The sequence below is a fragment of the Alphaproteobacteria bacterium US3C007 genome (genome assembly GCA_034423775.1).
Taxonomy (GTDB): domain Bacteria; phylum Pseudomonadota; class Alphaproteobacteria; order Rhodobacterales; family Rhodobacteraceae; genus Thalassovivens; species Thalassovivens spotae.
The window spans coordinates 2209476-2224145 of the sequence record CP139918.1 but is presented as its reverse complement, the minus strand read 5'-3'; the positions used below and the strand labels follow the sequence as shown (position 1 = coordinate 2224145).

Sequence of the window (14670 nt, the reverse complement as noted above, 5' to 3'; positions counted from 1 at the left end):
GCCTCGGGCTTGGGCCGCGCCAGTAAGAGCCGCTCAATCGGGCTTATGCCACCGCAGAACCTCATGCACGCCCGCACGCTTGGTCCGAAACGCATTTGCCGGATGGTGTTTATCTTCATAGCCAAAAGACACAGCGCATAGAATATCGCGATCCGCTTCAATCTGCAGATTTTCGCGCAAAATAGGCGCCATTCCGGCAATCGCCGCCTGTGCTATCGTGGCTATTCCCAAGGCCTGCGCGGCAAGCGTAAAGGCGGTGACAAAAGCGCCCGCATCCAGCGCGGCATATGCACCCAATTCTTTGGGAATGGTCAGGATTGCCACCTGCGGCGCATTGAAGAAGCGATAGTTTTGCAGCATTTGCTGACGCGACGCGGCGCGATCGCCTTTTGCAACCCCCACAGCCTCGTATAATTGCCAGCCACAAGTTGAGCGGCGATGTTTGTATTTGCCGCTATAGCTTTCGGGAAAGGGGATCTCTGGTGCTTGCAACCCCTCTTTGGCCGCCGCTGTCAACGCGGCGGCCAATATCTTGGTTTGCGCGCCTTCGCACAGAATAAGCTGCCAAGGCTGCGCGTTACACCAAGATGGGACCCGTTGAGCCGCCTCAACAATTTTTTCAATATCAGAATGCGCGACCGGCCTGTCTAAAAATGCACGGCAAGAATAGCGGGTCTGTAACAGCGCGTTCAGCGTCTCAAACGGGGCGAGCATCAGGAGTTCCTTCGTTTAATTCTGCCAATATCTGGCCTCGGTCTGCATTTTTGGCGCGTATTTCGCCCATTGTTTCGGGGGCCCATGTCGAAAATCGCGGCGCCGGTGCTGCCTGCAGCAAGCCTTGTGCCCAGCTCCATATCTGGCGCGCTTGAATATGGGGATCATTTTGCGCATCTTGCGGCGCATTTATTTTCGCAACGCAGGCATCGGTTTGCGCAAATAAATCATCCCAATGCGGCGCCGGTTTTTGCGCGAATAATCCCGCCAAACGGGCGGTGAGCTCGGGCCATAGCGCGGGCTCAAATTGTTTGCAAAAATCAGCATCTTCGTGCAGGTCCAATTTCCTTAAAAAGGCTGCATAAAATTGCGGCTCCAAACATTGCACCGAAATATAACCGCCGCCGCGACAGGCGTAACTACGGCTAAAATGCGGCCCGTCCAAAAGGCTTTTGCCGCGTTCTTTGACCAGCCCGCCCTGCCCTTGAAGAGACATCAAAAGCGACAGCATATGCGATGTCCCATCCACCATAGCCGCATCGATCACAGCGCCTTTCCCGGTGGTTTTTTGGGTCAGCAAAGCCGCCAGAACCCCAATCACCAGATACAGCGCACCGCCGCCAATATCACCCAATAAGGTGGGCGGCGGAAACGGCGCTTCACCGGCATTTGACGCATACCAAAGCCCGCCACTGCGCGCCAAATAATTCAAATCATGACCCGCTGCCCGCGCCAAAGGACCGGTTTGCCCCCAGCCAGTAACCCGCCCGTAAACCAAACGCGGATTGATTTGCATCACCTCCTCTGGTCCCAAGCCCAAACGCTCCATAACCCCGGGTCGAAAGCCTTCGATCAGCCCATCAGCTTGGCAAACCAAACGATGCGCAAGCTGTTTTTCATCCGCATCCTTCAAATTCAAAACGATCGAGCGTTTGCCACGATCCAGCAGATTATGACGGGCAAGACCAGGGCTTTTATCTCCGGTTTCGCGATGAATAACGATCACGTCCGCGCCCAAATCTGCCAGCATCATACCCGCAAAAGGCGCTGGCCCAAGGCCTTCAAACTCGATCACTTTTAATCCTGATAACATCGACACCGCGCGCTTTTGAACACAGCGTGCTGCTTAGCATATCTGCCAGTGGTTTCCAATCAAAGCGCCCGTCGCAGCCAAGATATTCAGCCCGCGTGCCGTTAAAGCGGCCGTAGGAGGGATACCTTCGCCGCCGGCGGATCCAGCGTGAGCGCCGCTGCCAAGGCCACTGCCAACAAACTGGCGACCTGAAGATACATCAAAAAAGTAAATTTTGTCATTGGCGCCATCTCCCGTGCCCACACTCTCCCGTCAGATAGCCAGACTTCACTTGCGATCAAGCCGTCAGGCTGTTCTTGCGTCCAAAACAGCGGAAAATCGCCGACCATCGGATTCAAAATAAGCGGCAATCAGGCCTTGGCATCTCCATTCAGAATTGATTTAACTGCGCCTTAACGGGCAAACAAGCGCTGTCGCAAGCAGCAAAGCCGCCCAAATACAAAGGATCTAACCCATGAGAAAAATCGGCGTTTTAGGGGGTATGGGGCCCGAAGCGACCATTCTTTTTCAACAACGCTTGCTCAAGGCGGTGCGCGCGCAGGATGATCAAGATCATATTCCTTTACTGATCGATATGAACCCTCAAGTGCCCTCACGCTTGGCCTATGTTTTGGATCAAACAGTCGGTGCGCCAGATCCCGGTCCAGTGCTGGGGGATATGGCCAAACGCCTTGACAGATGGGGCGCAGAGGCACTGGCAATGCCCTGCAACACAGCGCATCTCTTTGCAGAGGTTATTCAAAGAAAAACCGCCCTGCCGTTTTTTAATATGGTGAAATTATCGGTGGAAACAGCGCTTGCAAAAAGCAAAGCTGGCGATGTTATTGGCATTCTCGCTTCACCAGCACTGCGCAAAACTCAGCTTTTCGAAAGGTATTTTCAGGCGAGTGAGCGCACCGTGATTTGGCCGGAAGATGATACAAAAATGGTGCAGGCGATCCGGAAAATCAAAACCTCTGGCGACACAGCCGAGGCCCGCAGCATCCTTTTGGACGCCTCTTCAGAATTGACCCGCCGCGGTGCCAATCTTCAGCTCGTGGCCTGCTCTGAGTTTTCAATGATCCAAACCAGCCATGATCCAAGCGCAGCGATGATCGACACCTTGGATGTGCTGGCCCAAGCAGTGGCGCGATTTGCCCTGGACGCGCGTGGGCCACAGCGTGGCGTATAGACCCCAGCAAAACCAAGGCTTTGAGGACCATGGCCATGCCCGGTGACGCAACGCCTGAAACCGTCAAAAAAGGCGATGGCGACGTGCAACAACGACTCACATATCCACGCATCGTTCCTGTGGGGTTAAACGGCTTTCTGGTGCAGTTCAGCGGCGGCTTGAACGAAACCTCAAATCGCGCTGCCTTGGCATTTAAAGCCGCGATTGACCAGCAGGCGTGGCGCGGCATCGAAGAAACCAGCAGCACGTTGGCGTCAAGCTTTCTGCGATTTGACACAGCTGCCCTGACCCATTCTCAGATGCGCGCGCGGCTAACAGAGTTGCTTGAGCAACATGATTGGTATCAGGCCGCGCTGCCCCGCGGACGTCGTTTGTTCATGATTCCCTGCGCTTTTGATGCTGCAAACGGGCCACAATTATCCCACGCAGCAGAGCTGGCCGGGATGGACAGAGCCACGGCCATCCAAAGCTTGACAGCTGCGCCGCTGCGGGTGATGGCCATAGGATATGCCCCGGGCCAACCTTATGCCGGCGAGTTGCCACCGGCTTGGGATATTCCGCGTATGGAGCACGTGAACCCAAAAGTCCCTGGCGGCGCATTGGTCGTGGCGATCCGGCAAGTGATAATTTTTGCCGCCGATAACCCAACCGGCTGGCGCCATATTGGGCAAACTGCCTTTCAATGCTTTCGCCCCCAACAGCCCGATAATCCCTTTGCGCTGCGCCCGGGAGATGAATTGCAATTGCAATCCGTATCGGCAGAACAGCTTTTTAACCTTAAAAGCCAAGATCACAGCGGTGATGGCGGCGCAGTGATTCGCGCTTTGTGATGGCCGGGCTAAAGATCCTCTCCTGTGGCGCTCATGCAAGCATTCAAGATTTTGGTCGCCCAGGTTATTTGGCTCAAGGGCTTTCGAAATCGGGCGCCGCAGATTGTTTGGCGTTGGAGGAAGGCGCCGTACTTCTTGGGCAAGTCAGCGGCGATGGGGCACTAGAGATGGCTGGGTTTGGCGGCGTCTTCCAAGCTCAAGGTGATATCAAAATTGCGTTAACCGGTGCCCCGATGAACGCAGAGCTGGACGGAACGCCCGTGGCTTGGAACGCCGCGCATCATCTGCCAGATGGGGCAATTTTGCGCTTAGGGGGGGTGCGAGCGGGCACGTATGCCTATTTGTCGGTGGGAGGCGGCTTCGACACAGAAGTTTTTTTGAAGGCCCGTGCTGCGCACCGTGCGATTGGAATCGGCGAGGCGTTGGCTGCAGGCGCCACTCTGCCGATCGGCCCGCACGAGAAACCCTTTATCGGCCAAAAATTAGAGGTAGACGATCGCTTCCAAGGGGGCAGCATTCATATCGTCGCCTCGGTTCAAACCGATCTTTTCAGCCCAGCTGAGCGCGCGCGCTTTGAAAATACAATTTTCACCCGCGACATTCGTGCCAACCGCATGGGCATAAAATTAGACTTTGAAGGCGCGCCGTTTCAAATAAGCAATCAACTTAAAATTCTTTCTGAAATCATCGTGCCAGGGGATATTCAAATGACCGGTGATGGACGCCCCTTTGTCTTGATGCCGGAATGCCAAAGCACCGGAGGTTATCCACGGATTGGAACGGTGCTTCCGAGTGATCTACCAAAAATCGCGCAAGCCGGCTTAGATGCCCCGATTACGTTTAAATTTCTGTCGCTTGAACAAGCGCTTGAATATGAAAACCGGTATACTGAACGCGTGTCTCAATTATCTGACCGCTTGCATCCATTGTTGCAAGATCCCTATAAAATGAACAACCTCTTGTCGCTTCAATTGATCGGAGGCGTGGTGTCGGCCTTCGATGCAGGAGATGCAAAGCAATGAAAAATATTGATTTAAATGCGGATATGGGGGAAAGCTTCGGCCCCTGGAAAATGGGCAATGACGGCGCTCTTTTACAAGTGATCACCTCGGCCAATGTTGCTTGTGGCTTTCACGCAGGGGATCCAGATGTGATGCAGCAAACAATGCAGCAGGCGCAGGATTGCGGGGTCGGTATCGGCGCGCATCCGGGCTTTGACGATCTGCAAGGGTTTGGACGGCGGCGGCTTCACCTATCCAAAACCACGTTACAAAATCAAATACGCTACCAGATCGGGGCAGCGCAGGCGATGGCGCGCAGCGTTGGCGCTGAAATTCGCCATATTAAACTGCATGGCGCGCTGTCAAACATGGCATCGGAACATGCAGAGCTGGCTTATGACGCCTATGAAGCCGCGCTTTCAGTCGCGCCAGAGACCATTTTAATGGTGCTGGCAGCCAGCGCTCAAGAAGAGGTCGCGCAAAGCTTACCCTGTCGATACGTTGGCGAAATTTTTGCCGATCGGGCCTATAATGAGGATGCAACGCTGGTGGATCGTTCAATCGAGGGCGCGGTGATCCATGATCCAGCGCTGGCGGCTGATCGGGTCACCGAAATGGTGTTAAACGGCAGCATCATCACGCGCTCGGGACAGCCTATAAAAGCTCGAATCGATACAATTTGTCTGCATGGAGATACGCCAAATGCCCTCAAAATTGCCAAGTCGGTGCGCAGATCACTGGAACAAGCTGGGGTCACCTTGGCGAAATTTTGCCTCTGACGCGGCAATTAGATAGGCAAAACTCAAACGATCCTAAAACTGGCAATGGCCTTTACAAGCGGGCTCACAGGCGTGAAAAACCTTGCCTTGTCCTCAGAAACGGCTAATTAAATTACGTGCAAGGGACAAATTAGTTGCGATCCGCAAACTGGTTAGATAACTTGACCAATATTGGGGCTCGGAGGACTGCCCTGCAAAAAATTAAACAGTGAGGAGAAACTGTATGGAACGTCGTAAGTTTTTAAAAGGCGCTGCGATTGGCGCTACTGGCGCTGCTTTGGCGGCACCCGCCGTTGCCGGTGGTCATGGCAAAACCATGACCGTTGTTGCAACTTGGGGGCGTGACTTCCCGGGCCTCGGAACATCTGCTCAGCGTTTCGCGCGCCGCGTCGGTGAAATTTCTGACGGTGCCTTGAATGTTGAATATTTCGCTGCGGGCGAGCGTGTTGGCGCGTTTGATTCGTTCAACGAAGTGGCATCTGGCAATAGCCAGGCCTATATCGCGGCTGATTATTACTGGATCGGAACGCATCCGGCCTTTGCCTATTTCACCTCTGTTCCATTTGGAATGACCACGCAGGAATGGACGGCATGGATCCGCTTTGGCGGTGGACAAGCGCTGTGGGATAAAGTGTCAGGCGAATTCGGCTTGAAAGCACTTCCCGTTGGCTCAACAGGCACCCAAGCGGGCGGCTGGTTCAACAAAGAAATCGAAAGCGGTGACGATTTTAAAGGCCTGAAAATGCGTATTCCCGGGCTTGGCGGAACCGTATTGTCAAAGTTGGGCGCCTCAACCGTGTCTTTGCCTGGCGGCCAGATCTATGAAAACTTGGTGTCAGGTTCGATCGATGCCACAGAGTGGGTTGGCCCATGGAACGACTATTTCTTGAAATTCTATGAAGCGACAAAATACTACTACACCGGTGGTATGCATGAGCCAGGCAGCTGTATTGCGCTGGGAATGAACGCTGAATGGTGGGGAAGCCTAACCGATTATGAGCAAAACGTGATCCAAGCCGCCGCGGCGGAAGAGCACGCGCTGGCGCATGACGAGACGATGGCGCGGAACGGCGAATACCTGACCAAACTGGTCGAAGAGCAAGGCGTTGAAGTTCGTAACTTTAACGATGATGTTTGGGATGCAATGAGCGAAGGCGCATTGGAAGTGTTCGAAGAAACGCGCGATCACTCTGCGTTGGCAACCGAAGTTGATGATGCCTATCAAAAAGGCATGCGCGAAATCGGCGGCATGCTCGCACAATTCGAGACAACGTTCTTGAACCAGCGTAACCGCGTATTCGATATCGGTTAACCCACTCCAGAAGAGTGCGTGTTTGATTACACGCACTCTTTTTATTTGTTTTATAAAAAATACAGGTGACTAAATGACAGCGCCGGACACGGGACACACCGGTCAACCGCAGGTAAAAAGCGCGGTGACCATAAGAGCAGTTTCTTGGGCCTTGCTGGCGATGTTGTTGGCATTTTTAACCAATAATGTTCTGAACCTTTCTTTTCAAAGCGACACCCAGCTGCGCTGGAACAATCCACTGCCGATGTTGGTATATTTAATTCCGATGCTTGCGGCGATTTTATTCGCCCGAGGAACGCCTGGAACGGCCCTGCGCCAGGATGCAGATCGCATCCATCGGTTAAACCTCTATCTGGTTAGATCATTGTTTTGGGGCGTGTTTCTAGTTGGTATGGCAGATGTGGCTGTGGCTTTTTTACGCGTGGAAGGGCTGGCCGAAAGCCTGCTCTGGGAGGGCGCAGCAAAAGACCTGAACAAACCGTTCTTCGTTGGCCTCAAAATCCACATACCCCTGCTTGTATTTGGCTTCATTCTCGGCGCGATCACGCGCACAGCTGGGTTTTTGTGGTTGGCTCTGTTGATCGTGGTTGCCGAATTGGCAATCGTGGTTTCGCGATTCGTCTTCTCGTATGAACAGGCGTTTATGGGTGATCTGGTGCGCTATTGGTATGCCGCGCTATTTCTATTTGCTTCTGCCTATACTTTATACGACGAAGGCCATGTGCGCGTTGATATCGTTTATGCTGGCCTGCGTGAGCGCACAAAAGGCTATGCAAACTTCATTGGGACGATCTTGCTGGGCCTGTCGACCTGTTGGGCGATCCTCTTGATCGGCCTTGATGGCAAACAGGCATTGATCAACATGCCCATTCTGAATTTTGAGGTCAGCCAAGCCGCGTCCATCGGGTTGTTTATCAAATACCAAATGGCCGCCTTCCTGGGCGTGTTTGCAATTACGATGTATATCCAATTTGTCAGCTATATGCTGGAAGCTTGGGCCGATGTTTGCGGCGAACCTGGCAAACGCCAAATAAATCCAACCGGTCATTGAGGTTTTCATGGAACTGTTTTTTCTTTTAATTTTGATCCTCATAATGGCCACTGCATTGGGCTCGGGCTACCCCGTGGCCTTCGCGCTACCAGGCTCTGCGATCATCACAATCGTTATCGCTGCACTCAGCGGCTACGCGTTTGAAGGCGATGTTAGCAGCTATTTTCACTCTGGCGGCCCGTCTGAGTGGATCTCAGCCGGGGTCTTAAACCTGCGCGGCGTATATTGGGAAGTGGAACGCGATACGTTGATTGCGATCCCTTTATTCATCTTCATGGGCATTATGCTTCAACGTTCAAAGATCGCAGAAGATCTTTTGGTGACCATGGCACGGTTGTTTGGCCCTGTGCGGGGCGGGTTGGGCATTTCAGTTGTCTTCGTGGGCGCCTTATTGGCGGCAACCACCGGTATTGTCGGCGCAACCGTGGTGGCGATGGGTCTTATTTCCCTGCCGGCGATGCTGCGTAACAAATACTCTCCGTCCTTGGCAACCGGTACAATCGCAGCCTCAGGCACGCTGGGGCAGATCATCCCGCCTTCAATCGTGCTGATTATTCTGGCTGACCAATTGGCTTCTGCGGCGGATCAAGCGGGTAGCCTGCGCAAATCCTTATTCAAGGAATCGACCGGAAACCTTCAGATGCCAAGCGTCTTTGACGTAACCTCAACGAGCGCAGGTGAAATGTTCTTAGGCGCCTTCATCCCGGGCCTGGTTTTGGTGGCGCTCTATATGCTGTATATTTTAGGCTACGCGTTTTTAAAACCATCAGCGGCCCCCTCGGTGCCGTATGAAGGGAAATTTGATCGGGCTTTCTGGGGCCAAGTTTTCATTACGTTGGTGCCCCCTCTTACTTTGATTTTCTTGGTACTGGGGTCGATCATTGCCGGTATTGCAACAGTGAACCAAGCTGGCGCCATCGGCGCAGCAGGTGCTTTGGTGATGGCCGGGTATCGCTTGGTCGATCAAAACAAATGGACGTTTGTACCTGCCTTTTTGGTTATATTGGGGCTGCTGATCACCGGCTATGCACTGCAAAACTATGAAATGAATATCAAAGCGGCCGAGAGCGCCGAGGATATGCAAGGTATTTGGATCGGGGTGCTGGGCGCTCTGGTCATGCTAACTGGAATCATTTGGAGCGCTATGCGCGTACTCAATATCAACGGTACGTTGCATGGCGTGATGATGGAAACCGCAAAAACCACCGCTTTGGTATTCGTTATTCTGCTGGGGGCCGCGATGCTAACCGCGGCATTCCGTGCATTTGGTGGCGAGGATTTGGTGCGCGAGTTTTTGAACTCGTTACCGGGCGGCTTCTGGACGCAATTTGTGATTGTGATGGCGGTGATCTTCGTGCTTGGATTCTTTTTGGACTTCATCGAAATCGCGGTTGTGGTGGTTCCGATTGTGGCGCCGATTTTGTTGGCCGATCCCGGTGCAAATATAACCGCAGTGTGGCTGGGTGTCATGATCGGCTTGAACATCCAAACCTCTTTTCTAACCCCGCCTTTTGGCTTTGCGCTGTTTTATTTGCGCGGCGTGGCGCCGGCCGTGGTGCGCACGATCGAAATGTATCGCGGCGTGATCCCTTTTATTCTGTTGCAATTATTGGCTCTGGGGATCGTTGGCAATTATCCACAATTGGTCAACTATCTGCCTAACCGCTCAAACCTGCTGTCAGAATCTGCGCCGCCGCCGCGCAATCCACGGCTGCAATTCTGCATGGACCAATTCGTTGGAGATCAAATTGCGGCAAGTGGCGGCGCAACCGTCGCTGCTATCGAGAAAGCAAAACGCATCGATTTGTCAAACCTGTCAGATATTTTGGCCGATCCGATTGCCAACTCGCTGAAAGAGGCCGATAAAGCCCTAGAGAACTTGGCACAGATTTCGGTGACAGCTGCGGCGGTAAAAGCCTCAGAGGACAGCTATCGCCCAATGCTAAGCCAAGTGCGCTCAGTGCAAAAACAACTGCGCCAAGAGAACGAGCATCTTAAAGCCAGCGAAAAAGAACTGGCCCGTTTAAAAGGCGAAGAGTTTGCACAAAGACGCGCTGCTCTGACCACGGATGTTGCCGACACAAAAGCCAAAATTGCCACGCTAGAAGGCGAGATACCGGCCTCATGGGAAACCGAATATGAGACCTTCAGCCTGCTAACCGCCGCCGAAACAAAAGCGCGAAACACCTATCGCAGGGCTGCAGATGGTACGTTTGAAGGGGCTTCAGAAGCTTTGATGGTTTTGGAAGCAACATCAGCTTATATCGCACTGGAAGCAGAATTGATCGGCCTTAGGTCAATTATAGAAGCGGTTGAACTTGATGCTGATTACAAATCCGCAGAAGAGGCCGTGAAACAAGCCGAGCGCAGCGTACGTGCTGTAGAGGGCGCGGATGATGTGAAAAAAGCCTTAGGCAAAGCCAAAAAGGCGCTGGGAAAACGTAAAAAAGACCGTGAAAAAGCGCTTGCCCATTACGAGGAAGCGCTAGAGCTATACGCGGCACAGCTTGAGTGGCGCGCGCAGGCGGAAGCGGAATTACGCGGCCCTCTGAGTGAATATGTCGAGGCGCTGAAAGGTACATTGGGCGCGCGTTTGCAACCGGCGCTGACCCGCGATCAGGCTCTATTCTTAGCCTCTTGCACTGCGGTTCATCGTGATTTGTCGCTGAATTTTTAAGCCCGTCATGCAAAACTTAAAAGGTCGCCAACGCTGGCGGCCTTTTCCTTTTGTGGCTTACCCGTCACGCGCTGCATCCATTCAAAGCTAGACAACAGCATCTGGACACGTAGGATCACGCCGACGAGAAAGAGGCGCGCATGCATCCATTATTAACCACTGATTTAATTCACGCGTTTCGCACCGATGGTGTAACGCTGATCCGCGGCATGTTTGCCGATTGTGTTGAACCGCTGCGTGACGGGGTTGCGTTTAATCTACAGCACCCCGGGCCCTATGCTGCAGAAAACCTAAGCGACACAGAGAGCGGACGGTTTTTTGATGATTATTGCAACTGGGCGCGCATCTCCGAATTTTCGGATGTTATTCATCGGCCACATATTGCCCAAATCGCTGCTGAGCTGATGGGATCAAACACGGTACAATTATTCCATGAGCATGTTTTGGTCAAAGAGCCAGGCACCTCAAAACCTACGCCTTGGCATTCTGATGCCCCATATTACTTCACCAGTGGCCAGCAAAATATCAGCTTTTGGGTGCCCCTTGATCCAGTAAAAGAAAACAGTTTGCGCGTGGTCGCCGGGTCGCATAAGTGGCAAAAACCTGTGCTGCCAACCCGCTGGCTATCAGAACAAAATTTTTATCCCGATAGCGATCTCTACCAACCCGTGCCGGATCCTGATGCCGAGGGAATGAGCATCATCGAATATAATATGCAGCCGGGAGACGCAGTTGCGTTTCACTTTAATGCCTTGCACGGCGCGCGCGGTAATCACAGCGCCGAGAGGCGCCGAGCGTTTTCACTTCGCTTGCTTGGGGATGACGCGCGCTATATCGAGCGTCCAGGTCCCACCTCACCGCCCTTTCCCGGCCATGCGATGCAACCTGGCGAGCGGTTGCGCAAAGACTGGTTTCCTATTCTGCTTGACCAAAGCAGCTTATAACCCCTACGTCCTGCGCATGTTTATATACCGCCTCTTCTTAAACTTTGCCGCCTTCCCGCTTGTGCTCCTTTTAATGATACGCTGTTTAAAAGGTACCGAAGACTGGGCAGATTTCTGGCAACGGTTTGGAAAACCAGTGGCGCTGAAACGCCCTGCGCAAAAATGGCTCTGGGTGCACGCCGCATCGAATGGTGAGCTGCAATCCGCTAAGCCAATTTTGGACGCGCTAGCGGCGCGTTACGGTCAAAACAGCTTATTGATCACCTGTAATTCGCTTTCCGGACGTCTCTGGGCGAAAGAGCTTGGATATCACGCGGCGCTCTCGCCGCTAGATTTCCGTTGGGCACAGCGCAGGTTCATGAAGGCATATTCAATCGCCGCGCATGTGACTTTTGAGGCCGAATTATGGCCCAACCGTATCGCCATATTGGCCGCAGCAGGCATTCCGGTCACCGCCTTGGGGGCTCGGATGAGCGCGCGCGGTCAGAATCTCTGGCGCCGGTTTCCGAAGCTCAGCGCCAAATTGTTGAACACGATAGCCTATCTGCAACCCCAAGATGCAGGCTCTTACCAGCGCTTCAAAGGCTTAGGGATTGATCCCGAAAAAATGGGCCCTGTGCTCAATTGGAAATCATTATATCAACCCCAAACGATCGATTTGGATCCCAAAAAACGCCGCAATATATGCCTGGCCGCCTCAACGCATCCCGGCGAAGACGAAATCATCTTAAAAGCCTTTGGCTTGGTGAGACAAACATGGCCCGAATTACAGCTGATTATCGCGCCGCGCCATCCCAAACGCGGCGCCGAAATAGCTGATCTTATCCTGTCGCAGGGCTGGCGACTACAACGCTATAGCCAAGACCAGGCTAGCGGACCTGAAAAGGTTGACGTGATCTTGGCAGATACGCTGGGCGAAATGCCCAAATGGTACGCCGCTTCGGGCCTGTGTATCGTTGGTGGGGCTTTTAAAGATCACGGTGGACACACCCCCTACGAACCTGCGGCTTATGAATGCGCGCTGATCACGGGCCCCCATACGCGCAATTTTAGCGCTGAATACGAAACGCTCGCCCTAAACAAAGCGGCGATACGCGCAGCAGATGCTGAGGCATTAGCCAAAGCCCTGTCATCGTTAAAGACGCCCAGCGCGCAACAAAACCTTGCGCAGCGCGCCACAAAGGCGCTGTCTCATGACACAGATATGAGCATTATTATGGATGTGTTAGAACACCTAATGCCCAGATCAAATACCGATTTAGCTTGATTCCAAATCCGCAATCGTTGACAAGGCAGAGCGAAGAGAGCACGGCGAGAGATGATCAATTACTCCTTAAAATGCAGCAATAAGCACAGTTTTGACAGCTGGTTCCAATCTGCGGATGCGTTTGAGAAACTGCAAAACGCCGGAATGGTGACCTGTGCAATCTGCGGCTCTACGCAGGTGACAAAAGCGATTATGGCGCCCCGGGTCAACACCGCCTCGGCGCCCGCTCCTATGGCCCAGCCGAACGCCGCGCCCGAAACAGCCCAAAAGCCCCTGCAAGAGCCCCCCCATCCTGCGCAACAGGCTTTAAAAGACTTCAAGGCGCATATGGAAAAAAATGCCGATTATGTCGGATCCGATTTTGTTCAAGAGGCTCGGGATATGCATTACGGATTAACGCCAGAGCGGGCAATTTACGGTGAAGCCAAAGCTACAGAGGCAAAAAAACTTGTAGAAGAGGGGATACCCGTCGCCCCTCTGCCCTTTGATCCTAAGCGCAAAACCAACTGAACAGCCCTTGCGCTTGGCCCTACTTCGCCCTACACCGCGGTGCAATTTAGCTTTAGAGGACCATCATGCCGGTTTTGGTAATGAAGTTTGGTGGCACATCCGTTGCCTCAATCGACCGCATCACCCGCGCTGCCAAACGCGTGGCGCGAGAAGTAGCGCTGGGATATGATGTTATCGTGATCGTATCGGCCATGTCGGGCAAAACGAATGAATTGGCAGGCTGGGTAAATGATATCTCCCCGTTACATGACGCGCGTGAATATGATGCGGTTGTGTCCTCTGGCGAAAATGTCACCGCCGGCCTGATGGCGCTGGTGTTGCAAGAAATGGAAATCCCCGCACGCAGCTGGCAAGGCTGGCAGGTACCATTGAACACCAGCTCTACCCATTCTGCCGCGCGGATTGAGGAAATTCCAACCCAGAATATCAACGGCAAGTTTGCCGATGGCATGCGGGTGGCAGTGGTCGCTGGTTTTCAGGGGTTAAGCCCCGAAGGGCGAATTACCACGTTGGGCCGCGGTGGATCTGATACCACGGCGGTCGCATTCGCGGCGGCTTTTGACGCAGAGCGCTGCGATATCTACACAGATGTTGACGGGATTTACACCACCGATCCTCGGATCGAAACCAATGCCCGCAAATTGAACAAAATCTCCTTTGAAGAAATGTTGGAATTGGCATCGCTGGGGGCAAAAGTTTTGCAAACCCGATCTGTAGAACTGGCGATGCGCTACCGCGTAAAACTGAGAGTATTGTCAAGCTTTGAGGAACCATCGGAAACGGCCGGTACTTTGGTCTGTAGCGAGGAAGAAATTATGGAATCTAATGTTGTTTCAGGAATAGCCTATTCGCGCGATGAAGCGAAGATGACGCTGGTCTCGGTCGAAGATCGCCCCGGCACGGCTGCAGCTATTTTCGGACGGCTTTCAGAGGCCAATGTTAATGTGGATATGATCATTCAAAATATCGCCGAAGATGGCCGCACCGATATGACCTTTTCCTGCCCGACCGATCAGGTCGCCCGCGCTGAAAAAGCGCTTTTGGATGCAAAGACTGAAAACCATGTTGATTTCGTCGATCTGATCGCAGATATGAACGCCGCCAAAGTATCGGCCGTAGGAATTGGCATGCGAAGCCAATCCGGCGTTGCGGCAAAAATGTTCAAAACATTATCTGATGAAGGCATTAACATCAAAGTCATCGCCACGTCAGAAATCAAGATTTCCGTTCTTATTGATAGGAAATATATGGAACTTGCCGTACAATCCCTGCATCATGCATTTGGGCTCGAAAGCGCCTAAGCCAAGGGAAACGGGGGGCG

Annotated in this window: 14 protein-coding genes; 11 read left to right on the top strand and 3 right to left on the bottom strand. The window is 53.1% G+C overall.

Annotation, left to right across the window (positions count from 1 at the left end; translation table 11 throughout):
- Positions 1–33: 33 nt before the first annotated feature.
- The 3 genes from UM181_10660 to UM181_10650 all read right to left on the bottom strand — a co-directional run bounded on the left by UM181_10660 (position 34) and on the right by UM181_10650 (position 2157).
- Positions 34–714 carry a nitroreductase family protein gene (locus tag UM181_10660; GenBank protein ID WQC61795.1) on the bottom strand — a complete coding sequence of 227 codons (681 nt, stop codon included), beginning with the start codon at positions 712–714 and terminating at the stop codon, positions 34–36.
- Positions 698–1807: a CaiB/BaiF CoA-transferase family protein gene (locus UM181_10655; GenBank protein WQC61794.1), complete on the bottom strand. Its 1110-nt coding sequence runs from the start codon at positions 1805–1807 to the stop codon at positions 698–700. Before UM181_10655 ends, UM181_10660 begins: the two co-directional genes overlap by 17 nt.
- 101 nt (positions 1808–1908) lie before the next feature.
- On the bottom strand, positions 1909–2157 hold the full coding sequence (locus UM181_10650; protein ID WQC61793.1) for a hypothetical protein: 249 nt from the start codon (positions 2155–2157) through the stop codon (positions 1909–1911).
- Between the two features lie 104 nt (positions 2158–2261).
- Here UM181_10650 and UM181_10645 point away from each other — a divergent pair, with 104 nt between their 5' ends.
- From UM181_10645 to UM181_10595, 11 genes are all read left to right on the top strand, one after another.
- Positions 2262–2978 carry an amino acid racemase gene (locus UM181_10645; GenBank protein ID WQC61792.1) on the top strand — a complete coding sequence of 239 codons (717 nt, stop codon included), beginning with the start codon at positions 2262–2264 and terminating at the stop codon, positions 2976–2978.
- A gap of 35 nt (positions 2979–3013) precedes the next feature.
- The gene (locus UM181_10640; GenBank protein WQC61791.1) at positions 3014–3808 is read left to right on the top strand and encodes a carboxyltransferase domain-containing protein; all 795 of its coding nucleotides are present in this window, start codon (positions 3014–3016) and stop codon (positions 3806–3808) included.
- Entirely contained in the window at positions 3808–4830 is a 1023-nt protein-coding gene (locus UM181_10635; GenBank protein ID WQC61790.1) for an urea amidolyase, read from the top strand. Before UM181_10640 ends, UM181_10635 begins: the two co-directional genes overlap by 1 nt.
- Positions 4827–5588, top strand: coding sequence for a 5-oxoprolinase subunit PxpA (locus UM181_10630; protein WQC61789.1), 762 nt, complete (start codon positions 4827–4829; stop codon positions 5586–5588). The genes UM181_10635 and UM181_10630 overlap by 4 nt, the downstream gene beginning before the upstream one ends.
- A gap of 223 nt (positions 5589–5811) precedes the next feature.
- Positions 5812–6900 carry a TRAP transporter substrate-binding protein gene (locus tag UM181_10625; protein WQC61788.1) on the top strand — a complete coding sequence of 363 codons (1089 nt, stop codon included), beginning with the start codon at positions 5812–5814 and terminating at the stop codon, positions 6898–6900.
- 73 nt (positions 6901–6973) lie between these two features.
- Positions 6974–7951 (top strand): TRAP transporter small permease subunit, encoded by a 978-nt coding sequence (locus UM181_10620; protein ID WQC61787.1) that lies wholly within the window; start codon positions 6974–6976, stop codon positions 7949–7951.
- 7 nt (positions 7952–7958) lie between these two features.
- On the top strand, positions 7959–10628 hold the full coding sequence (locus UM181_10615) for a TRAP transporter large permease subunit (GenBank protein ID WQC61786.1): 2670 nt from the start codon (positions 7959–7961) through the stop codon (positions 10626–10628).
- Positions 10629–10768: 140 nt separating this feature from the next.
- Positions 10769–11572, top strand: coding sequence for a phytanoyl-CoA dioxygenase family protein (locus tag UM181_10610; protein ID WQC61785.1), 804 nt, complete (start codon positions 10769–10771; stop codon positions 11570–11572).
- A 73-nt stretch (positions 11573–11645) separates the two neighbouring features.
- Positions 11646–12839 (top strand): glycosyltransferase N-terminal domain-containing protein, encoded by a 1194-nt coding sequence (locus tag UM181_10605; protein WQC61784.1) that lies wholly within the window; start codon positions 11646–11648, stop codon positions 12837–12839.
- Positions 12840–12890: 51 nt separating this feature from the next.
- Positions 12891–13349 carry a DUF1178 family protein gene (locus UM181_10600; GenBank protein WQC61783.1) on the top strand — a complete coding sequence of 153 codons (459 nt, stop codon included), beginning with the start codon at positions 12891–12893 and terminating at the stop codon, positions 13347–13349.
- 65 nt (positions 13350–13414) lie between these two features.
- The gene (locus tag UM181_10595) at positions 13415–14650 is read left to right on the top strand and encodes an aspartate kinase (protein WQC61782.1); all 1236 of its coding nucleotides are present in this window, start codon (positions 13415–13417) and stop codon (positions 14648–14650) included.
- Positions 14651–14670 lie beyond the last annotated feature (20 nt).

Bases quoted from the DNA above. Each gene is read 5' to 3' on its own strand.
- UM181_10660 (WQC61795.1), bottom strand. From the start codon at position 714: ATGCTCGCCCCGTTTGAGACGCTGAACGCGCTGTTACAGACCCGCTAT.
- UM181_10655 (WQC61794.1), bottom strand. From the start codon at position 1,807: ATGTTATCAGGATTAAAAGTGATCGAGTTTGAAGGCCTTGGGCCAGCG.
- UM181_10645 (WQC61792.1), top strand. From the start codon at position 2,262: ATGAGAAAAATCGGCGTTTTAGGGGGTATGGGGCCCGAAGCGACCATT.
- UM181_10640 (WQC61791.1), top strand. From the start codon at position 3,014: ATGCCCGGTGACGCAACGCCTGAAACCGTCAAAAAAGGCGATGGCGAC.
- UM181_10635 (WQC61790.1), top strand. From the start codon at position 3,808: ATGGCCGGGCTAAAGATCCTCTCCTGTGGCGCTCATGCAAGCATTCAA.
- UM181_10630 (WQC61789.1), top strand. From the start codon at position 4,827: ATGAAAAATATTGATTTAAATGCGGATATGGGGGAAAGCTTCGGCCCC.
- UM181_10625 (WQC61788.1), top strand. From the start codon at position 5,812: ATGGAACGTCGTAAGTTTTTAAAAGGCGCTGCGATTGGCGCTACTGGC.
- UM181_10620 (WQC61787.1), top strand. From the start codon at position 6,974: ATGACAGCGCCGGACACGGGACACACCGGTCAACCGCAGGTAAAAAGC.
- UM181_10615 (WQC61786.1), top strand. From the start codon at position 7,959: ATGGAACTGTTTTTTCTTTTAATTTTGATCCTCATAATGGCCACTGCA.
- UM181_10610 (WQC61785.1), top strand. From the start codon at position 10,769: ATGCATCCATTATTAACCACTGATTTAATTCACGCGTTTCGCACCGAT.
- UM181_10605 (WQC61784.1), top strand. From the start codon at position 11,646: ATGATACGCTGTTTAAAAGGTACCGAAGACTGGGCAGATTTCTGGCAA.
- UM181_10600 (WQC61783.1), top strand. From the start codon at position 12,891: ATGATCAATTACTCCTTAAAATGCAGCAATAAGCACAGTTTTGACAGC.
- UM181_10595 (WQC61782.1), top strand. From the start codon at position 13,415: ATGCCGGTTTTGGTAATGAAGTTTGGTGGCACATCCGTTGCCTCAATC.